The sequence below is a fragment of the Klebsiella sp. P1927 genome (genome assembly GCF_018204675.1).
Taxonomy (GTDB): domain Bacteria; phylum Pseudomonadota; class Gammaproteobacteria; order Enterobacterales; family Enterobacteriaceae; genus Klebsiella; species Klebsiella pneumoniae.
In genome coordinates this window covers 4,123,553-4,144,001 of the sequence record NZ_CP073377.1, presented here as the reverse complement: position 1 = coordinate 4,144,001, position 20,449 = coordinate 4,123,553, and the positions used below count along the sequence as shown (strand labels likewise).

General features: G+C 57.5%; 21 protein-coding genes. 14 read left to right on the top strand and 7 right to left on the bottom strand.

Features of this window, described 5'->3' with window-relative positions; genetic code table 11:
* Positions 1–22 precede the first annotated feature (22 nt).
* From skp to tilS, 11 genes are all read left to right on the top strand, one after another.
* Positions 23–508 (top strand): molecular chaperone Skp, encoded by a 486-nt coding sequence (gene skp, locus KB892_RS20875; protein WP_002889325.1) that lies wholly within the window; start codon positions 23–25, stop codon positions 506–508.
* A 3-nt stretch (positions 509–511) separates the two neighbouring features.
* Positions 512–1,537 (top strand): UDP-3-O-(3-hydroxymyristoyl)glucosamine N-acyltransferase, encoded by a 1,026-nt coding sequence (gene lpxD / locus KB892_RS20870; protein ID WP_002889327.1) that lies wholly within the window; start codon positions 512–514, stop codon positions 1,535–1,537.
* Between the two features lie 105 nt (positions 1,538–1,642).
* Positions 1,643–2,098, top strand: coding sequence for a 3-hydroxyacyl-ACP dehydratase FabZ (fabZ, locus tag KB892_RS20865; RefSeq protein ID WP_004145858.1), 456 nt, complete (start codon positions 1,643–1,645; stop codon positions 2,096–2,098).
* Positions 2,099–2,101: 3 nt separating this feature from the next.
* On the top strand, positions 2,102–2,890 hold the full coding sequence (gene lpxA, locus KB892_RS20860) for an acyl-ACP--UDP-N-acetylglucosamine O-acyltransferase (RefSeq protein ID WP_002889371.1): 789 nt from the start codon (positions 2,102–2,104) through the stop codon (positions 2,888–2,890).
* Positions 2,890–4,041, top strand: coding sequence for a lipid-A-disaccharide synthase (lpxB, locus tag KB892_RS20855; RefSeq protein ID WP_002889374.1), 1,152 nt, complete (start codon positions 2,890–2,892; stop codon positions 4,039–4,041). The genes lpxA and lpxB overlap by 1 nt, the downstream gene beginning before the upstream one ends.
* Positions 4,038–4,637 carry a ribonuclease HII gene (rnhB, locus tag KB892_RS20850; protein ID WP_002889376.1) on the top strand — a complete coding sequence of 200 codons (600 nt, stop codon included), beginning with the start codon at positions 4,038–4,040 and terminating at the stop codon, positions 4,635–4,637. The genes lpxB and rnhB overlap by 4 nt, the downstream gene beginning before the upstream one ends.
* A gap of 17 nt (positions 4,638–4,654) precedes the next feature.
* Positions 4,655–8,137, top strand: a complete 3,483-nt coding sequence (gene dnaE, locus KB892_RS20845; protein WP_002889378.1) for a DNA polymerase III subunit alpha — start codon at positions 4,655–4,657, stop codon at positions 8,135–8,137.
* A gap of 12 nt (positions 8,138–8,149) precedes the next feature.
* Positions 8,150–9,109 carry an acetyl-CoA carboxylase carboxyl transferase subunit alpha gene (gene accA, locus KB892_RS20840; RefSeq protein ID WP_002889381.1) on the top strand — a complete coding sequence of 320 codons (960 nt, stop codon included), beginning with the start codon at positions 8,150–8,152 and terminating at the stop codon, positions 9,107–9,109.
* A gap of 113 nt (positions 9,110–9,222) precedes the next feature.
* On the top strand, positions 9,223–11,376 hold the full coding sequence (locus KB892_RS20835) for a lysine decarboxylase LdcC (RefSeq protein WP_002889384.1): 2,154 nt from the start codon (positions 9,223–9,225) through the stop codon (positions 11,374–11,376).
* Positions 11,377–11,422: 46 nt separating this feature from the next.
* Positions 11,423–11,812 carry a VOC family protein gene (locus tag KB892_RS20830; protein WP_002889387.1) on the top strand — a complete coding sequence of 130 codons (390 nt, stop codon included), beginning with the start codon at positions 11,423–11,425 and terminating at the stop codon, positions 11,810–11,812.
* A gap of 53 nt (positions 11,813–11,865) precedes the next feature.
* Entirely contained in the window at positions 11,866–13,179 is a 1,314-nt protein-coding gene (tilS, locus tag KB892_RS20825; RefSeq protein ID WP_014342876.1) for a tRNA lysidine(34) synthetase TilS, read from the top strand.
* Between the two features lie 13 nt (positions 13,180–13,192).
* On the opposite strand, the gene rof is transcribed toward tilS, so the two are convergent.
* Positions 13,193–13,453, bottom strand: a complete 261-nt coding sequence (gene rof, locus KB892_RS20820; protein ID WP_002889424.1) for a Rho-binding antiterminator — start codon at positions 13,451–13,453, stop codon at positions 13,193–13,195.
* On the bottom strand, positions 13,440–13,640 hold the full coding sequence (locus KB892_RS20815) for a YaeP family protein (RefSeq protein ID WP_002889429.1): 201 nt from the start codon (positions 13,638–13,640) through the stop codon (positions 13,440–13,442). The genes rof and KB892_RS20815 overlap by 14 nt, the downstream gene beginning before the upstream one ends.
* 196 nt (positions 13,641–13,836) lie before the next feature.
* On the opposite strand from KB892_RS20815, the gene KB892_RS20810 reads away from it, so the two are divergent.
* The 3 genes from KB892_RS20810 to nlpE are packed head-to-tail and all read left to right on the top strand — an operon-like array spanning position 13,837 to position 15,533.
* Positions 13,837–14,382: a YaeQ family protein gene (locus KB892_RS20810; RefSeq protein WP_002889431.1), complete on the top strand. Its 546-nt coding sequence runs from the start codon at positions 13,837–13,839 to the stop codon at positions 14,380–14,382.
* On the top strand, positions 14,379–14,792 hold the full coding sequence (gene arfB / locus KB892_RS20805) for an alternative ribosome rescue aminoacyl-tRNA hydrolase ArfB (protein ID WP_002889433.1): 414 nt from the start codon (positions 14,379–14,381) through the stop codon (positions 14,790–14,792). The genes KB892_RS20810 and arfB overlap by 4 nt, the downstream gene beginning before the upstream one ends.
* A gap of 42 nt (positions 14,793–14,834) precedes the next feature.
* Entirely contained in the window at positions 14,835–15,533 is a 699-nt protein-coding gene (gene nlpE / locus KB892_RS20800) for an envelope stress response activation lipoprotein NlpE (protein ID WP_002889435.1), read from the top strand.
* Between the two features lie 131 nt (positions 15,534–15,664).
* Here nlpE and KB892_RS20795 read toward each other — a convergent pair whose 3' ends face one another.
* The 5 genes from KB892_RS20795 to metQ form a co-directional block, all read right to left on the bottom strand.
* Positions 15,665–16,507, bottom strand: coding sequence for a YaeF family permuted papain-like enzyme (locus KB892_RS20795; RefSeq protein ID WP_002889437.1), 843 nt, complete (start codon positions 16,505–16,507; stop codon positions 15,665–15,667).
* Between the two features lie 59 nt (positions 16,508–16,566).
* Positions 16,567–18,285 (bottom strand): proline--tRNA ligase, encoded by a 1,719-nt coding sequence (proS, locus tag KB892_RS20790; protein WP_004151928.1) that lies wholly within the window; start codon positions 18,283–18,285, stop codon positions 16,567–16,569.
* A gap of 112 nt (positions 18,286–18,397) precedes the next feature.
* A complete protein-coding gene (tsaA, locus tag KB892_RS20785; RefSeq protein ID WP_002889441.1) occupies positions 18,398–19,105 on the bottom strand; it encodes a tRNA (N6-threonylcarbamoyladenosine(37)-N6)-methyltransferase TrmO in 708 nt (235 codons plus the stop codon).
* Entirely contained in the window at positions 19,102–19,509 is a 408-nt protein-coding gene (gene rcsF, locus KB892_RS20780) for an Rcs stress response system protein RcsF (protein ID WP_002889443.1), read from the bottom strand. Before rcsF ends, tsaA begins: the two co-directional genes overlap by 4 nt.
* Positions 19,510–19,616: 107 nt before the next feature.
* Positions 19,617–20,432, bottom strand: coding sequence for a methionine ABC transporter substrate-binding lipoprotein MetQ (gene metQ / locus KB892_RS20775; RefSeq protein ID WP_002889445.1), 816 nt, complete (start codon positions 20,430–20,432; stop codon positions 19,617–19,619).
* Between the last annotated feature and the right edge of the window lie 17 nt (positions 20,433–20,449).

The following is a 20,449-nucleotide window of genomic DNA, read 5'->3' as shown; positions in this document are numbered from 1 at the left end:
ATGGGATGGTAAGGAGTTTATTGTGAAAAAGTGGTTATTAGCTGCAGGTCTGGGTTTGGCAATGGTAACTTCCGCTCAGGCGGCAGATAAAATTGCCCTGGTGAACATGAACAGCCTGTTCCAACAGGTTGCCCAGAAAACTGGCGTTTCCAACACGCTGGAAAACGAGTTCAAAGGCCGCGCTAGCGAACTGCAGCGTATGGAAGGCGACCTGCAGTCCAAAATGCAGCGTCTGCAGTCCATGAAGCCGGGCGCCGATCGTACCAAACTGGAAAAAGACGTGATGGCACAGCGCCAGACCTTCTCCCAGAAAGCGCAGGCGTTTGAACAGGATCGCGCACGTCGTTCCAACGAAGAGCGTGGCAAACTGGTTACCCGTATCCAGACTGCCGTACAGAGCGTAGCGAAAGATCAGAGCATCGATCTGGTGGTTGACGCGAATGCCGTTGCATATAACAGCAGCGATGTAAAAGACATCACCGCTGATGTGCTGAAACAGGTTAAATAAGTAATGCCTTCAATTCGACTGGCTGATCTCGCGCAGCAGTTGGATGCAGAATTACACGGTGATGGCGATATCGTCATCACCGGCGTTGCGTCCATGCAGAGCGCGAAAACGGGCCAAATCACTTTCATGGTCAACCCTAAGTACCGTGAGCACCTGGCCGCTTGCCAGGCTTCTGCCGTTGTGATGACGCAGGATGATTTACCTTTTGCCCATAGCGCCGCGCTGGTAGTGCGTAACCCCTACCTGACCTACGCGCGCATGGCTCAAATTCTTGATACCACGCCGCAGCCGGCTCAGGATATCGCGCCGAGCGCGGTCATCGATCCGTCGGCGAAGCTGGGTAGCAACGTTGCCATCGGCGCCAACGCGGTTATCGAATCCGGCGTAGTGCTGGGCGATAACGTAGTTATCGGCGCAGGCTGCTTCGTTGGGAAAAATACGAAAATAGGCGCCGGCTCGCGTTTGTGGGCTAATGTGACCGTTTACCATGAGATTGAGATCGGCGAGAATTGCCTGATTCAGTCCAGCACGGTGATTGGCGCGGATGGCTTCGGCTACGCTAACGATCGCGGTAACTGGGTAAAGATCCCGCAGTTGGGTCGCGTCATTATTGGCGATCGCGTGGAGATTGGCGCCTGCACCACGATTGACCGTGGTGCGCTGGACGATACCGTGATTGGCAACGGGGTTATCATTGATAACCAGTGCCAGATTGCGCATAACGTGGTGATTGGCGACAATACCGCGGTCGCTGGCGGCGTTATCATGGCGGGCAGCCTGAAAATTGGCCGCTACTGCATGATTGGCGGCGCCAGCGTGATTAACGGCCATATGGAAATCTGCGATAAGGTCACCGTCACGGGGATGGGGATGGTGATGCGTCCTATCAGCGAACCTGGCGTATATTCCTCCGGTATTCCGCTGCAGCCGAACAAGGCGTGGCGTAAAACCGCTGCGCTGGTGATGAATATTGACGAGATGAGCAAGCGCCTGAAAGCGATTGAGCGCAAGGTTAATCAACAAGACTAATTCATCATTTGGTCACATGACATTTCCGGCCTGTTGCATTCGCTAAAAGATTGCCGCAGGCCGTGTTATTATTGCCTTTTAGTACATTTAGACAGGAAGAGTATTTTGACTACTGACACTCATACTCTGCACATTGAAGAGATTCTGGAACTTCTGCCTCACCGTTACCCGTTCCTGCTGGTAGACCGCGTGCTGGATTTTGAAGAAGGTCGTTTTCTGCGCGCAGTAAAAAATGTTTCTGTAAACGAGCCGTTTTTCCAGGGGCACTTCCCTGGTAAGCCGATTTTGCCGGGCGTCCTGATTCTGGAAGCAATGGCGCAAGCCACCGGGATTCTGGCGTTCAAAAGCGTCGGAAAACTGGAACCAGGCGAGCTGTACTACTTCGCGGGTATCGATGAAGCACGCTTCAAACGCCCGGTAGTACCAGGCGATCAGATGATTATGGAAGTCACTTTCGAGAAAACCCGCCGCGGCCTGACCCGTTTCAAAGGCGTTGCGCTGGTTGACGGTAAAGTGGTTTGCGAAGCGACGATGATGTGTGCGCGTAGCCGGGAGGCCTGATACGTGATTGATAAAACCGCTTTTGTTCATCCTACCGCCATTGTAGAAGAGGGCGCCGTGATTGGCGCTAACGTTCACATTGGTCCGTTTTGTATTGTTGGCGCTAACGTCGAAATCGGCGAAGGCACCGTGCTGAAGTCTCACGTTGTCGTTAACGGCCACACCAAAATCGGCCGTGACAATGAGATCTATCAGTTCGCTTCCATCGGCGAAGTTAACCAGGATCTGAAATATGCTGGCGAACCGACCCGGGTGGAAATTGGCGATCGCAACCGCATTCGCGAAAGCGTCACCATTCATCGCGGCACAGTACAGGGCGGTGGATTAACAAAGGTGGGCAACGATAACCTGCTGATGATCAACGCCCACGTGGCGCACGATTGTACGCTTGGCGATCGCTGCATTCTGGCCAATAACGCGACGCTCGCGGGCCATGTTTCGCTGGATGATTATGTCATTATCGGCGGCATGACGGCGGTGCATCAGTTCTGCGTCATTGGCTCACACGTTATGGTTGGCGGCTGCTCCGGCGTGGCGCAGGACGTTCCGCCGTTCGTCATTGCCCAGGGCAACCATGCGACGCCGTTCGGCGTTAACATCGAAGGGCTGAAACGCCGCGGCTTCAGCCGGGAAGCAATCACCGCGATCCGCAACGCGTATAAACTGCTGTACCGCAGCGGCAAAACGCTGGAAGAAGCCAAGCCGGAAATCGCCGAACTGGCTGCTCAGCATCCTGAGGTTCAGCTGTTTGTCGATTTCTTCGCTCGTTCTACCCGCGGCTTGATTCGTTAATGGCTGAACAGCGTCCCCTGACGATTGCCCTGGTCGCCGGAGAAACCTCCGGCGATATTCTAGGCGCTGGTCTCATCCGCGCGCTTAAAGCACGCATCCCGAATGCGCGCTTTGTCGGCGTGGCGGGGCCGCTAATGCAGGCGGAAGGGTGCGAAGCCTGGTATGAAATGGAAGAGCTGGCGGTGATGGGCATTGTTGAAGTGCTCGGTCGCCTGCGTCGCTTACTCCATATTCGCGCCGATTTGACCCGCCGCTTCGGCGAGCTGCGTCCCGATGTCTTCGTCGGCATCGACGCCCCTGACTTTAATATCACCCTCGAAGGAAATCTGAAAAAGCAGGGCATCAAAACCATTCACTACGTCAGCCCGTCGGTCTGGGCCTGGCGACAAAAACGCGTTTTCAAAATCGGCAGATCCACCGATCTGGTGCTGGCCTTTCTGCCTTTCGAAAAAGCGTTTTATGACAAATTTAACGTCCCCTGCCGCTTTATTGGCCATACCATGGCGGATGCGATGCCGCTGGATCCTGACAAAGGCGCTGCGCGCGACCGGTTAGGGATCCCGCACAGCGTGCGCTGCCTCGCTCTGCTACCCGGCAGCCGCGGCGCGGAAGTCGAAATGCTTAGCGCCGACTTCCTGAAAACCGCGCAGCTTCTGCGCGCCACCTATCCCGATCTGCAGGTGGTGGTGCCGCTGGTTAATGCTAAACGGCGGGAGCAGTTTGAGCGTATTAAAGCTGAGACGGCGCCGGATATGATCGTGCATATGCTGGACGGTCAGGCGCGCGATGCAATGATCGCCAGCGACGCCGCGCTGCTGGCCTCCGGGACGGCAGCGCTGGAGTGTATGCTGGCGAAATGCCCGATGGTGGTTGGCTACCGGATGAAGCCGTTCACCTTCTGGCTGGCGAAGCGGTTGGTAAAAACCGACTACGTCTCGTTACCGAACCTGCTGGCCGGTCGCGAACTGGTTAAAGAGCTGCTGCAGGATGAGTGCGAGCCCCAGGCGCTGGCAGCCGCTCTGCAGCCGCTGCTGGCCGATGGCAAAACCAGCCATGAGATGCATGAGACGTTCCGCGCCCTGCATCAGCAGATCCGCTGCAACGCCGATGAGCAGGCGGCGGACGCCGTACTGGAGTTAGCAAAACAATGATGGAGTTCGTCTATCCGCATACCCATCTGGTTGCCGGCGTCGATGAGGTCGGGCGTGGCCCCCTGGTTGGCGCGGTGGTGACCGCGGCGGTGATCCTCGATCCGGCGAAGCCGATTGTGGGTCTGAATGATTCCAAAAAACTCAGCGAGAAGCGTCGTCTGGCGCTGTTCGATGAGATTAAAGAGAAAGCGCTGTGCTGGAGCCTGGGGCGCGCCGAGCCGCACGAAATCGACGAGCTGAATATTCTGCATGCCACTATGCTGGCGATGCAGCGCGCCGTCGCCGGCCTGAGCATTGTTCCTGAGTTTGTCCTGATCGATGGCAACCGCTGTCCGTCGCTACCGATGCCCTCCCAGGCGGTGGTGAAAGGCGACAGCCGGGTGGCAGAAATCAGCGCAGCGTCTATTCTGGCAAAAGTCACTCGTGACGCCGAAATGGCCACGCTGGACCTCGCATTTCCCCACTACGGATTTGCCCAGCATAAAGGCTATCCCACCGCTGTTCACCTGCAGAAGCTGCAGGAACACGGCGCAACAGAGCATCACCGGCGCAGTTTTGGCCCGGTGAAGCGTGCCCTGGGCCTGGCGTCCAACTAAGTCACCGGGATCTAAAGATGGCTGAACCACGTTTCGTACACCTGCGGGTGCACAGCGACTATTCCATGATCGATGGGCTGGCAAAGACCGGGCCGCTGGTGAAGAAGGCGGCCTCGCTTGGCATGCCAGCGCTGGCGATCACCGATTTCACCAACCTCTGCGGACTGGTGAAGTTCTACGGGACGGGACACGGCGCGGGGATTAAGCCGATCGTCGGCGCCGACTTTCACGTGCAGTGCGACCTGCTCGGCGACGAATTTACCGAGCTGACCGTGCTGGCGGCGAACAACACCGGCTACCAGAACCTGACCCTGTTGATTTCCCGTGCCTATCAGCGCGGCTACGGCGCCCTGGGGCCGTGGATCGATCGCAACTGGCTGGTGGAACATCAGGAAGGGCTGATTCTGCTCTCCGGCGGCCGGAAAGGTGACGTCGGCGTCAGCCTGATCCGCGGCAATATGCCGCTGGTTGAACAGTGCGTCGCCTTCTACGAAGAGCATTTCCCGGACCGCTATTTTCTGGAGCTGATCCGTACCGGTCGACAGGATGAAGAGGCCTATCTCCACGCCGCCGTGGCGCTGGCGGAAGCGCGCGGTCTGCCGGTGGTGGCGACCAACGATGTCCGCTTCCTTGAAACCGGCGACTTCGACGCCCACGAAATCCGCGTTGCCATTCACGACGGCTTCACGCTCGACGATCCGAAACGGCCGCGTAACTACTCGCCGCAGCAATATATGCGCAGTGAGGAGGAGATGTGCGAGCTGTTCGCCGACATCCCGGAAGCGCTGGCAAACAGCGTAGAAATCGCCAAGCGCTGCAACGTCACCGTGCGGCTTGGCGAATATTTCCTGCCGCAGTTCCCGACCGGCGATATGACCACGGAAGATTTCCTGGTCATGAAATCGAAAGAGGGTCTGGAAGAGCGTCTGGCGTTTCTGTTTCCGGATCCGGAAGAGCGCGCAAAGCGTCGACCGGAGTACGACGAACGTCTGGACATCGAGCTGCAGGTTATCAACCAGATGGGGTTCCCGGGCTACTTCCTGATTGTGATGGAGTTTATCCAGTGGTCGAAGGATAACGGCGTGCCGGTTGGCCCGGGACGCGGTTCCGGCGCCGGTTCGCTGGTGGCCTATGCTCTGAAGATCACCGATCTTGACCCGCTGGAGTTCGACCTGCTGTTCGAACGTTTCCTTAACCCGGAACGTGTCTCGATGCCCGACTTCGACGTCGACTTCTGCATGGAGAAACGCGACCAGGTTATCGAGCACGTGGCGGATATGTACGGCCGCGACGCGGTATCGCAGATCATCACCTTCGGTACCATGGCGGCGAAAGCGGTCATCCGCGATGTCGGTCGCGTGCTGGGTCACCCGTACGGATTTGTCGATCGTATCTCCAAGCTGGTGCCGCCCGATCCGGGCATGACGCTGGCGAAAGCCTTTGAGGCCGAGCCGCAGCTGCCGGAGATCTACGAGGCGGACGAAGAAGTGAAAGCGCTGATCGACATGGCGCGTAAGCTGGAAGGGGTGACGCGAAACGCCGGTAAACATGCCGGTGGGGTAGTTATCGCTCCAACCAAAATCACCGATTTCGCGCCACTGTATTGCGATGAGCAGGGGCTGCATCCGGTTACCCAGTTTGATAAGAACGACGTGGAATACGCCGGGCTGGTGAAATTCGACTTCCTCGGTCTGCGTACGCTTACTATCATTAACTGGGCGCTGGAGATGATCAACAAGCGCCGTGAGAAGAACGGCGAAGGGCCGCTGGATATCGCCGCCATCCCGCTGGATGACAAGAAAAGCTTCGACATGCTGCAGCGCTCGGAAACCACCGCGGTCTTCCAGCTTGAATCACGCGGCATGAAAGATCTGATTAAACGCCTGCAGCCGGACTGCTTCGAAGATATGATCGCGCTGGTGGCTCTGTTCCGCCCGGGCCCGCTGCAGTCGGGGATGGTAGATAACTTTATCGACCGTAAGCATGGCCGCGAGGAGATCTCTTATCCGGACGTGCAGTGGCAGCATGAAAGCCTGAAACCGGTGCTGGAGCCAACCTACGGCATCATCCTGTATCAGGAACAGGTCATGCAGATTGCCCAGGTGCTGTCCGGATATACCCTCGGCGGCGCGGACATGCTGCGTCGTGCGATGGGTAAGAAAAAGCCGGAGGAGATGGCCAAGCAGCGTTCTATCTTTGAGGATGGGGCGAAGAAAAACGGCATTGACGGCGAACTGGCGATGAAAATCTTCGACCTGGTGGAGAAATTCGCCGGTTACGGATTTAACAAATCGCACTCCGCCGCCTACGCGTTGGTCTCCTACCAGACGCTGTGGCTTAAGGCGCACTACCCGGCCGAGTTTATGGCGGCAGTGATGACCGCCGATATGGACAACACCGAGAAGGTGGTTGGCCTGGTGGATGAGTGCTGGCGAATGGGGCTAAAAATCCTGCCCCCGGATATTAACTCCGGCCTGTACCATTTCCACGTCAACGACGATGGCGAGATCGTCTATGGCATTGGCGCCATCAAGGGCGTCGGCGAAGGACCGATCGAAGCGATTATTGAGGCGCGCAACAATGGCGGCTATTTCCGCGAGCTGTTCGACCTCTGCGCGCGAACCGATATTAAAAAGCTCAACCGTCGGGTGCTGGAAAAGCTGATTATGTCCGGGGCGTTCGATCGTCTCGGCCCACATCGCGCGGCGCTGATGAATTCGCTGGGCGATGCGTTGAAAGCCGCTGACCAGCACGCGAAAGCCGAGGCCATCGGCCAGGCTGATATGTTCGGCGTGCTGGCGGAAGAGCCCGAGCAAATTGAGCAATCCTACGCCAGCTGCCAGCCATGGCCTGAGCAGGTGGTGCTGGATGGTGAAAGGGAGACCCTGGGGCTATACCTCACCGGACACCCGATTAACCAGTATCTGAAGGAGATTGAGCGCTACGTCGGCGGCGTGAGGCTCAAAGACATGCATCCGACCGAACGTGGGAAAGTCACCACGGCGGCGGGGCTGGTGATTGCGGCGCGGGTAATGGTCACCAAGCGCGGCAATCGTATCGGCATCTGTACCCTGGATGACCGTTCCGGGCGGCTGGAAGTGATGTTATTCACCGACGCGCTGGATAAATATCAGCAGTTGCTGGAAAAAGACCGCATACTTATCGTCAGCGGACAGGTCAGCTTTGATGACTTTAGCGGGGGGCTTAAAATGACCGCCCGTGAAGTCATGGACATTGACGAAGCCCGGGAAAAATATGCTCGCGGGCTTGCTATCTCGCTGACGGACAGGCAAATTGATGACCAGCTTTTAAACCGACTCCGTCAGTCTCTGGAACCCCACCGTTCGGGAACCATTCCAGTGCACCTCTACTATCAGAGGGCGGATGCACGCGCGCGGTTGCGTTTCGGCGCAACATGGCGCGTCTCTCCGAGCGATCGTTTACTTAACGATCTGCGGGGCCTTATCGGCTCGGAGCAGGTGGAACTGGAGTTTGACTAATACAGGAATACTATGAGTCTGAATTTCCTAGATTTTGAACAGCCGATTGCAGAGCTGGAAGCGAAAATCGATTCCCTGACTGCGGTAAGCCGTCAGGATGAGAAACTGGATATTAACATCGACGAAGAAGTGCATCGTCTGCGTGAGAAAAGCGTAGAGCTGACGCGCAAAATCTTCGCCGATCTCGGTGCATGGCAGGTTGCGCAACTGGCGCGCCACCCGCGCCGTCCTTACACCCTGGATTATGTCCGCCTGGCGTTCGACGAATTTGACGAACTGGCCGGTGACCGCGCCTTCGCTGACGATAAAGCGATTGTCGGCGGTATCGCGCGTCTTGACGGTCGTCCGGTGATGATCATCGGCCACCAGAAAGGTCGTGAAACCAAAGAGAAAATTCGCCGCAACTTTGGGATGCCGGCGCCGGAAGGCTACCGCAAAGCGCTACGCCTGATGGAGATGGCTGAGCGGTTTAAAATGCCGATCATCACCTTTATCGACACCCCGGGCGCCTACCCGGGCGTCGGCGCGGAAGAGCGTGGCCAGTCGGAAGCGATCGCCCGCAACCTGCGTGAGATGTCGCGTCTGAGCGTGCCGGTTATCTGCACCGTAATCGGTGAAGGCGGCTCCGGCGGCGCGCTGGCGATCGGCGTGGGCGACAAGGTCAACATGCTCCAGTACAGCACCTATTCGGTCATTTCGCCGGAAGGCTGCGCCTCCATTCTGTGGAAGAGCGCGGATAAAGCGCCGCTGGCTGCGGAAGCGATGGGCATTATCGCCCCGCGTCTGAAAGAGCTGAAGCTGATCGATTCTATCGTTCTGGAACCGCTGGGCGGCGCTCACCGCAACCCGGAAGCGATGGCAGCGAGCCTGAAGGCGCAGCTGCTGGCAGACCTGGCAGACCTCGATCTGCTCAGCGAAGAAGAGCTGCTGAACCGCCGCTATCAGCGTCTGATGAGCTACGGTTACGCTTAACTTTTTCGTCAGGACTAAACACTAAGGGCCGGATTTTCCGGCCCTTTTTTTATGTGCGATGCGCCCGGGGGATTGCTATGATGCTTGACTTAGGTGAATACCAGGAGGAAAGCGTGAATATCATCGCCATCATGGGGCCTCACGGCGTCTACCACAAAGACGAGCCGATCAAAGAACTGGAAGCGGCGCTGCAGCGCCAGGGCTTCCAGACCATCTGGCCGCAAAACAGCGCCGACCTGCTGCAGTTTATCGAGCACAACCCGCGCATCTGCGGGGTGATCTTCGACTGGGATGAATACAGCGTCGATCTGTGCAGCGATATCAATCAGCTCAATGAATACCTTCCTCTGTACGCCTTTATTAACGCCCACTCGACGATGGATGTCAGCAGTCAGGATTTGCGCATGACGCTGTGGTTCTTCGAATATGCGCTGGGACTCTCCGAAGAGATCGCCACCCGCATTGGGCAGTACACCCGCGAGTACCTGGAGAATATCACTCCGCCGTTTACCCGCGCGCTGTTCAACTATGTCCAGGAGGGAAAATATACCTTCTGTACGCCGGGTCATATGGGCGGCAGCGCCTATCAGAAAAGCCCGGTGGGCTGCCTGTTCTATGATTTTTTTGGCGGGAATACGCTGAAGGCGGATGTCTCGATTTCGGTCACCGAGCTGGGCTCCCTGCTGGATCATACCGGCCCGCACCTGGAGGCGGAGGAGTATATCGCGCGCGCCTTTGGCGCCGAGCAAAGCTATATGGTGACCAACGGCACCTCGACGTCCAATAAAATTGTCGGCATGTACTCGGCGCCCGCCGGCAGCACCCTGCTGATTGACCGTAACTGTCACAAATCGCTGGCCCACCTGCTGATGATGAGCGATGTGGTTCCCCTGTGGCTGAAGCCGACCCGCAACGCGCTGGGGATCCTCGGCGGTATCCCCCGGCGCGAATTTACCCGCGACAGCATTCAGCAGAAAGTGCGCGACACGGGCGGGGCGCAGTGGCCCGTGCATGCGGTGATCACCAACTCCACCTACGATGGTCTGCTCTATAACACCACCTGGCTTAAGGAGACGCTCGATGTCCCGTCGATCCATTTCGATTCCGCCTGGGTGCCCTATACCCATTTCCATCCGATATATCAGGGGAAAAGCGGTATGAGCGGGGAGCGGATCCCCGGGAAAGTCATCTTCGAGACGCAGTCGACGCATAAGATGCTGGCCGCGCTGTCGCAGGCCTCGCTGATCCACATTAAAGGCAACTATGATGAAGAGACCTTTAACGAAGCCTTTATGATGCATACCTCTACGTCGCCGAGCTACCCCATCGTCGCGTCGATTGAGACCGCGGCGGCGATGCTGCGCGGCAACTCCGGTAAACGTCTGATCCAGCGCTCCATTGAGCGGGCGCTGGACTTCCGCAAAGAGGTGCAGCGACTGCGCGAGGAGTCGGACGGCTGGTTCTTTGATATCTGGCAGCCGGAAGCCGTGGATAAAGCCGAGTGCTGGCCGGTAGCGCCGGGCGAGGACTGGCACGGTTTCAAAGATGCCGATGCGGATCATATGTATCTCGATCCGGTGAAGGTCACCATTCTGACGCCGGGCATGGACGAGCAGGGGAATATGGATGAAGAGGGGATCCCGGCGGCGCTGGTGGCGAAGTTCCTCGACGAGCGGGGCGTGGTGGTAGAGAAAACAGGCCCCTACAATCTGCTGTTCCTGTTCAGTATCGGCATCGATAAAACCCGGGCGATGGGGCTGCTGCGCGGCCTGACCGAGTTTAAACGCGCCTACGATCTCAATCTGCGGGTGAAAAATATGCTGCCGGATCTGTACGCCGAAGATCCCGACTTCTACCGCAACATGCGGATCCAGGATCTGGCGCAGGGGATCCACCGCTTGATCCGTCAGCATCAGCTGCCGCAGCTGATGCTCAGCGCCTTTGACGTCCTGCCGGAAATGAAAATGACGCCGCATCACGCCTGGCAGCGCCAGATCAAGGGGGAGGTGGAAACTATTGAACTGGAGAACCTGGTGGGGCGGATTTCGGCCAACATGATCCTCCCTTATCCGCCGGGGGTTCCGCTGCTGATGCCGGGAGAGATGATCACCGAGGAAAGCCGGGCGGTGCTCGATTTTCTGCTGATGCTTTGCTCTATCGGCCGTCATTACCCGGGCTTTGAGACCGATATTCACGGCGCCAAGCGCGATGAGGACGGTGTGTATCGGGTACGAGTCTTAAAAAATGACGAAAGGCTTGCGCGTTAACGGCGCGCACGAGTAACGTGGCTGGCTTAACAGAAGGAGTTTAACCATGCTGGGTTTGAAACGGGTTCACCATATTGCCATCATTGCGACCGACTACGCCCGCAGTAAAGCGTTCTATTGCGATATTCTGGGGTTTACGCTGCAAAGTGAGTTTTATCGCGCCGAGCGCGATTCCTGGAAAGGCGATCTGGCGCTCAACGGCGAGTATGTGATTGAGTTGTTCTCGTTCCCGTTTCCGCCAGCCCGCCCCAGTCGTCCGGAAGCCTGCGGGCTGCGTCATCTGGCCTTTAGCGTGGATGATATCGACGCCGCGGTAGCCCATCTCACCGCGCATGGCGTGGAGTGCGAAGCGATTCGTGTCGATCCCTTTACCGGTAAACGCTTTACCTTCTTTAGCGATCCGGACGACCTGCCGCTGGAAATATATCAGCAGTAAATCTTGCCAGCGCGGCCCTGGCCCGGTAACGTGCCGGGCCATCACTTCTCGGTATGTTCGTGGATATGACGGCTGATATTGCGCATACGCTTCATCCCCATCGCCAGCTGCTGGTGGCCTTCAGCGGCGGTCTGGACTCGACGGTTCTTCTGCATCAGCTGGTGCTGCTGCGGGAACAGGATCCCTCGCTGACGCTGCGGGCGGTGCATGTTCACCACGGCCTTAGCGCCCACGCAGACGACTGGGTGGCGCATTGTCGGCAGATTTGCCAGCAGTGGCAGGTGCCGCTGGTGGTGCATCGCGTGACGTTAGCCCGGGGAGGGCTGGGCGTCGAGGCCCACGCTCGTGCGGCGCGCTATCAGGCCTTTCAGGATACGCTCAATGCCGGCGAGGTGTTAGTGACCGCCCAGCACCAGGACGATCAGTGCGAAACCCTGCTGCTGGCGTTAAAACGCGGCAGCGGTCCTACCGGCCTGTCGGCGATGGCGCCATCCTCTGCCTTTGCCGGCAGTCGACTACTGCGTCCTCTCCTCAATGAAACCCGCGAATCACTACGCCAGTGGGCGCTCGCCCATCAGCTGTCGTGGATCGAAGATGAGAGTAATCAGGATGATACCTATGACCGCAATTTCCTGCGCCTGCGGGTGATCCCGGTGCTGCGCGAGCGTTGGCCGCACTTTAGCGAGGCCGTCGCCCGCAGCGCCAGCCTGTGCGCCGAGCAGGAACAACTGCTGGACGAGATGTTGGCGGCGGAGCTGGCGTCGCTGGTGGCCGAAGATGGCTCGCTGGCTATCGCGCCGCTGGCGACGATGAGTCCGCCGCGCCGAGCGGCGCTGCTGCGTCGCTGGCTCGCCGGGCAGCAGGCGCCGATGCCCGCCCGCGAGGTGCCTGAGCGCCTCTGGCACGAGGTGGCGCTGGCGCGGGAAGATGCCAGCCCCTGTCTGCGGCTGGGGGAATTTACCGTCCGCCGTTTTCAACAGCGTTTGTACTGGGTGAAGTATCTTCCCGGTCAGACGGACAGCGTTCAGCGCTGGCCCGACTGGCGCCAGCCGCTGCGGCTGGCGGACGGTCTCGGCGAGCTGACGCTGCGGCCCGGCGGCAAGTTGCGCCCGCCGTCGGCGGATGAGCCGGTCACCGTCCGCTTTCGCGCCAGCGGCCACCTGCATATTGTCGGGCGCCATGGCGGACGCAAGCTTAAGAAGCTCTGGCAGGAGCTGGGCGTTGCTCCGTGGCGACGAGACACCACGCCGCTGCTGTTTTACGGCGAAACGCCGATTGCCGCAGCGGACGATCTGTTTGTGACCACAGAAGGTGAAGTGAAGGACGGGGAAGGGGTCAGGCTGATGTGGAGGAAAACGGGCGATTAAGCCCGTTTTTGATTCAGGATTCGCTCACCACCACGGTGCCGATTTCCGGGTGACTGAAGCTGGCGATTTTATCCAGGCGCAGCTCGCGGACGTTGCCGGCGAGTTCGACCACCAGATACTCGATATTTTTTCGCGAGATAAGATCGCTGGCCTTTGCCTGCAGCTGTTCGCCATCCTTCAGCGCCAGCGTCAGCACCAGGTGATGCTGGCAGGCCAGCTCCAGGTTGTCGTAATCATCGCAGTTAATGGGTTGATAAGTATCATTCATTGACATAATCGCTCACCAGTAAGTTTGCTGCCGCATAAGCGGCCTTTTCCCTGACTGACTCCGAAAGGGCCTCATCCGCCGCAATCTCATTCAATACTTTCAACACGCAACCCAGCGCATCCGGGATATACCCTAAGTCTCCGCTGGCTATTTCCGCATACCGCTTGCGTATTAACTCACAATAGTGGTCCACATGCCCTCCTGTCAGCGTTCTGACTCAACCGTGGGATGCAAGTTTAAGCCTACGAAGATAAACTCTGTTTAGCAAGGGAACTATATCATAGTCATTTAAGCAATTTCAGCAGGATGAAACAGGTTGCTGCGATTGACGACAGCCTTTTGCCGCCAGTTTCGCTACAATGTACGCCATTCTTTTCAGGAGTTTATTCATGGCGCTGAAAGCGACAATATATAAAGCTGCGGTAAATGTAGCCGATCTGGATCGCAACCAGTTTCTGGATGCTAACCTGACGCTGGCTCAGCATCCGTCAGAAACCCAGGAGCGCATGATGCTGCGCCTGCTGGCATGGATCAAATATGCCGATGAACGGCTACAGTTTACCCGCGGTCTGTCGTCGGATGACGAGCCGGAGCTGTGGCTGCTTAACGATCATCTCGGGGTCGATCTGTGGATCGAACTGGGCCTGCCGGATGAGCGGCGGATTAAGAAAGCCTGCTCACGGGCGCAGGCGGTGGCGCTGTTTGCCTATAATAGCCGGGCAGCTGAAATCTGGTGGCAGCAGAATCAGAGCAAGCTTGCGGCGTACCCGAAGCTGACCATCTGGTATCTTGATGATGCGCAACTGGCACTGCTTAGCGCCTTTGCCGATCGTACCATGACGCTGCAGGCCACTCTGCAGGAGGGCAGTATCTGGTTATCCGACGCTCGGAATAATCTTGAAATTCAGCTTACCGCCTGGCAAGCGTCGGCATGATTACTATTAGCCGCAGCGTAGCCCTTGCCGACGACGAGATCGTCTTGTCAGGCATTCGCGCCCAGGGAGCAGGGGGGCAGCATGTGAACAAAGCGTCGACGGCGATCCATCTGCGCTTTGATATTAAAGCTTCAAGCCTGCCGGAGTTTTACAAAGAGCGCCTGCTCGCCGCCAGCCACCACTTAATTTCTGCTGACGGTGTGGTTATCATTAAGGCTCAGGAATACCGCAGCCAGGAGATGAACCGTGAAGCGGCGATCGCCCGGCTGGTGGCCCTTATTAAAGAATTAACCGCAGTGCAAAAAAGTCGCCGGGAGACGCGACCGACTCGGGCATCGAAAGAGCGACGCCTTGCTTCCAAGGCACAGAAGTCCTCAGTCAAGGCGCTGCGTGGGAAAGTTCGCCAGTGAAGGCGTCGGCGAACGGGTGAAATGGATGATAAGGAAAGCAAAGTGAAGAAAATCGTATTCTCCGTGATAGCGGCCTGTTCGCTGTTCGCGCTGTTTGGTTGTAACCATCGCGCCGAGACTGACACGGTCCAGCCAGCGGCGATGGAAGAGCTCAAGCCGATGCAGCAAAGCTGGCGAGGCGTGCTGCCTTGCGCGGATTGCGAAGGTATCGACACCTCGCTGTTCCTGGAAAAAGACGGGACCTGGGTGATGAATGAGCACTACCAGGGCGCCCGTCGTGAGCCGTCATCCTTTGCCTCGTACGGCACCTGGGCACGTACCGCGGATAAGCTGGTGCTGACCAACAGCAAGGGCGAGAAATCTTACTTTCGCGCGAAAGGCGACAAGCTGGAGATGCTCGACCGCAACGGAAGCCCCATTCAGTCTCCTCTCAACTATACCCTGGAGCCAGTGAAGGCCAGCCTGCCGACGACGCCGATGGCGATGCGCGGCATGTATTTCTATATGGCCGATGCGGCAACCTTTACCGATTGCGCGACCGGTAAACGCGTCGCGGTGGCGAACAATGCCCAGCTTGAACGGGATTATGCCGCCGCGCGCGGGACCGATACTCGCCCGGTACTGCTGGTGGTAGAAGGGCACTTTACTCTCGAAGCGAACCCGGATACCGGCGAGATGATGAAAACGCTGATGACGGATCAAGCCGGCAAATTTATTCCCGGTAAAGACTGCAGCCATTGATTGTCAGGCCCCTGTCCGGGTAACGGGCAGGGGATGATCCCGCGCAGTACCACCTACTTCCTCCTGTTATTAGCCCTGTCACATCAAGAGTGAGCGTGGATCTGGCTGGCGGAAAAGCGTCAATCGTTTCTTTACTCCGCACCGTCCTTCGGTTTGTTCAGCCCCACCAGCTTACCGGCCTGAAGATAAACTCCCAGTTTCAAATGCCCGACATACTGGAGCTGCGTTTCGGGTTTAAACGTGGCGACGTCTCCTTCCCGCATGTGCAGCAGATCGGAAGGACTGATCCACGCCGCCTGCGCGAGCGTCAGCGGATGCCCGGCTCGGACAAAGGCCTCGCTGACAAACTCCGAGCAAAACCACGCTTTCTTGTCGCCGCTTGCCGCATCGCCCAGCTGCGCTTTAGCCAGGCCACTGACGCACTGCTGGCGAAAGTCTCGTGAGAAGGGGTTGAGCGAGCAGAGCGGTTTGGTGACCATATAAGGGATAAACTGAATAATGCCGCGATAGTTATACCCGCTGTCTTTGACCTGCCAGGCAAAACTTTTCATCGTCGTTGCCTGGTCCGGCGTCAGGTCAGGCACCCTGAGAGCAAAGAGTTTATCGCTGTGCGCCAGCGCCTGCTGAAGGGTAATCACTTGTACGCCGGCGCCGGTGGCTTCCGCAACCTGACCTTCGCCAACATACAGCGCGACGTGGCTTACGGAAGAGGCGCTGAAGGCGCGGATCCCAAGCGATGTGACGCCCAGGCTGGAGGAGAACAGCAGGTCGCCGGAGCGCAGGTCGCTTTCGGCGATTTCGCGCAGTCCGCTGCCGGCAATCGAGCTTTGACGCTGGAGGGTAACAGCCCAGGATGATGAATGGTCATCGGCAGCAGATGTGGAAGGCGAGCTGCGGCCGACGTCCAAGGTACAGGCGGTAAGTAGGAGCAGGGCAAAAGTAAGCAGTCCGCTGCGGAGGAGATGTGCAGTCATTGGTACTGTCCTTGTAAAAAAAAAGGCCCTGACATCCGTTCAGGGCCCTGAGGTGGGTGTTAGCCTTTTATCGCTTTAACCAGATATTCCACAATATCCCCGGTCTTAATCAGCTGCTTCTCACCGTTGCGACGATACTTGTATTCGATATCATCGTTGTCGAGGTTACGATCTCCCAGCACGATGGTGTGCGGGATACCGATCAGCTCCATATCGGCGAACATCACGCCCGGACGCTCTTTACGATCGTCCATCAGCACTTCAATACCCTGGGCGCTCAGCTCGGCGTACAGTTTCTCCGCCAGCTCCTGCACACGGTAAGACTTGTGCATGTTCATCGGCAGGATCGCCACCTGGAACGGCGCAATCGCATCCGGCCAGACGATACCGCGATCGTCAAAGTTCTGCTCAATCGCCGCCGCTACCACGCGAGTCACCCCGATACCATAGCAGCCCATGGTCAGGATCTGGTTACGCCCATCTTCGCCCTGGACCGCGGCTTTCATCGCCTCGGAGTACTTCGTCCCCAGCTGGAAGATATGACCCACTTCGATACCGCGCTTAATAAGCAGGGTACCTTTACCGTCCGGGCTCGGGTCGCCGGCGACGACGTTACGGATGTCGGCCACTTCCGGCGTCGCGACATCGCGGTCCCAGTTGATGCCGAAGTAGTGTTTGCCATCGATATTGGCGCCAGCGGCGAAATCGCTCATCACCGCTACAGTACGGTCGATAATCACCGGAACCGGCATGTTCACCGGGCCCAGGGAGCCCGGACCGGCGTTCACCAGGGCGCGGATCTCTTCTTCGGTGGCGAAGGTCAGGGGGCTGGCGACCTGCGGCAGTTTTTCCGCTTTCACTTCGTTCAGCTCGTGATCGCCGCGCACCAGCAGGGCAACCAGCGGGGAAGCGCTATCTTCAACCGCTTTCACCAGCAGAGTTTTCACGGTTTTTTCGATCGGCAGGTTGAACTGCTCCACCAGCTCAGCGATGGTTTTGGCGTTCGGCGTATCGACCAGGGTCATCTCCTGGGTGGCGGCTGCGCGCGGCTCTTTCGGCGCAACGGCTTCCGCAAACTCGATGTTTGCCGCGTAGTCGGAGCTGTCGGAGAAGATCACATCGTCTTCGCCGCTCTGCGCCAGCACCTGGAATTCATGAGAGGCGCTGCCGCCGATAGAACCGGTGTCAGCCTGTACCGCGCGGAAATCCAGCCCCATACGGCTGAAGATTTTACTGTAAGCGGCATACATCGCGTCGTAGGTTTCCTGCAGCGATTCCTGCGAAGTATGGAAAGAGTAGGCATCTTTCATCAGGAATTCACGGGAGCGCATCACCCCGAAACGCGGGCGTACTTCGTCGCGGAATTTGGTCTGGATCTGATAGAAGTTCAGCGGCAGCTGTTTATAGGAGTTCAGCTCGTTGCGGATCAGATCGGTAATGACCTCTTCGTGGGTTGGGCCGAGGACGAACGGACGATCGCCGCGATCGGCAATGCGCAACAGTTCCGGGCCGTACTGCTCCCAGCGCCCGCTCTCCTGCCACAGTTCAGATGGCTGAACGACCGGCATTAACACCTCGATCGCACCGGCGTTGTTCATTTCTTCACGCACGATGTTTTCGACTTTTTTCAGGACGCGCACGCCGGTCGGCAGCCAGGTGTATAACCCGGAGGCCAGCTTGCGGATCATCCCGGCGCGCAGCATCAGCTGATGGCTGATTACCTCGGCGTCGGCAGGTGTCTCCTTCAGAGTGGAGAGCAGATATTGGCTAGTACGCATGTTGTAACGGTTCCAGTTAAACGAGCGGAACAGGCTGGTTGCCCAGCCTGAAACAAAAAAAGTGGTTTAGTTTACCAGTGTGGCAAAGATGCCAAAAGAGAGGAAAATAAAATTAGCGCGCTTCGAGGGCAAAGACTTCAAAACCGGAGGCAGTCACCCGCCAGCGGACGTTGAAATCCAGCAGCCAGACGGCATACGTTTTTCCCGCTTGTTCCTCTTTTCGGTAGGCCGGACGCGGATCCTGCGCCAGCACCTCGCGGATAAACGCTTTGATATGTGGGTAGCGTTTTTCCAGCGTGAGTAACTGTGCGTCTATTTCCGGCGTAAAGCTGACGTTCATACCCGCCAGCGGCGCCTGCTGTGCATAGCTGGCGCTGGCGTCCGGCAGGGCTTCGGCGAAAGGAAGATACGGTTTGATATCAACCACCGGCGTCCCGTCGACGAGATCGAGGCTGCCGAGTTCCAGTATTACCTGATCTTTCTGACAGCGAATGCCCTTGAGCTCAACGAGCGACATGCCGATGGGATTAGGGCGAAACGTTGAACGGGTGGCGAAGACGCCCATCCGCGCATTGCCGCCCAGTCGGGGAGGTCGCACCGTCGGACGCCAACCGCCTTCCATTGTCTGATGAAACACAAACAGGATCCACAGATGGCTGAAGCTCTCCAGGCCACGCACGGCGTCGGCCTGGTTATAGGGCGCGACCAGATGGAGTTCTCCGCCGCCGTGTTTCACCAGGCCTGGCTGGCGAGGAACGGCAAACTTCTCTTTATACGGCGAACGGATGACGCCTATTTGCGCGAACTGAAATGCGCTCATTGCGCCGAGACGTTAAGCGCTGAACCCAGGCAAACGGCCTGACGGTAGCAGCCTGGCGTACCGCTGGTCACTTCGCAGCGGTGAAGCAGGACGGCATTAGCTTTCATACGCGCGGCATTAATTTGCAGGCGCTTGCGCGCGGTGGGGATATTCGGCGGAGAATCCTGATTCGAAGCCTGGCAGGACTCGCCAGATACTTCACCCAGATCGCGGAACGGTTTACCAACCAGCTCTGACGCATCGGTGTAAATACGTACTGGGGCCGGGCGGGTGGCGCGCGGTTTGCTCGGCTCAGATTTAACCGGCGGGGTTGCAGTGCTTTGAGCAGGCTCAACGGGAGATCTGCTTAGCATGGAACAACCGCTTAACATGAGTGCTAACAAACAGATCGGTAAAGCACGCATAGTATTTCCTCAATGAATAAAAAACAGGGCGTTATTGAATCAGGTGCTTGCATAAATGACAAGACGGGCGTGAAGCCCGTCCTGAATGATATTACGGTGAGAAAAGATTACCAGCCTTTCACGGCACCGCCGTTAAAGATCTTGTTTGCTGCTTCGTAAACTTCATCGCTCTGGTAAGCCTGAACGAATTTTTTCACATTCTCAGCATCTTTATTGTCTTCACGCGCCACAATCAGGTTCACGTAAGGAGACTCTTTACCTTCAACAAAGATGCCGTCTTTCGCCGGGGTCAGGCCAATCTGGCTGGCGTAAGTGGTGTTGATAACGGCCAGCGCAATCTGCGCATCGTCCAGGGAACGCGGCAGCTGCGGCGCCTCCAGTTCAACAATCTTCAGGTTTTTCGGGTTCTCGACGATGTCCAGCGAGGTCGGCAGCAGGCCCACGCCGTCTTTCAGTTTAATCAGACCTACCTGCTGCAGCAGCAGCAGAGAACGACCGAGGTTGGTCGGATCGTTAGGGACGGCGATCTGCGAGCCCGGCTGCAGTTCGTCCAGCGATTTGATTTTCTTCGAATAACCCGCGATCGGGTAGACGAAGGTGTTACCGACAGCCACCAGCTTATAGCCGCGGTCTTTAATCTGCTGATCGAGATACGGTTTATGCTGGAAGGCGTTCACGTCGATATCGCCTTTGCTCAGCGCTTCGTTCGGCAGAACGTAATCGTTGAAGGTCACCAGTTCTACGTCAAGGCCATACTTCTCTTTTGCTACTTTCTGCGCAACTTCAGCGACCTGCTGTTCCGCCCCGACGATAACGCCGACTTTAATATGATTCGGATCTTTTTCATCCTGACCGCAACCCACCAGCGCCAGAGAACCGATTAACGCGCCGACTGCCGCAAAAGTTTTGAAATTAAAGGCCATGTTATTTCCTTCCTGTA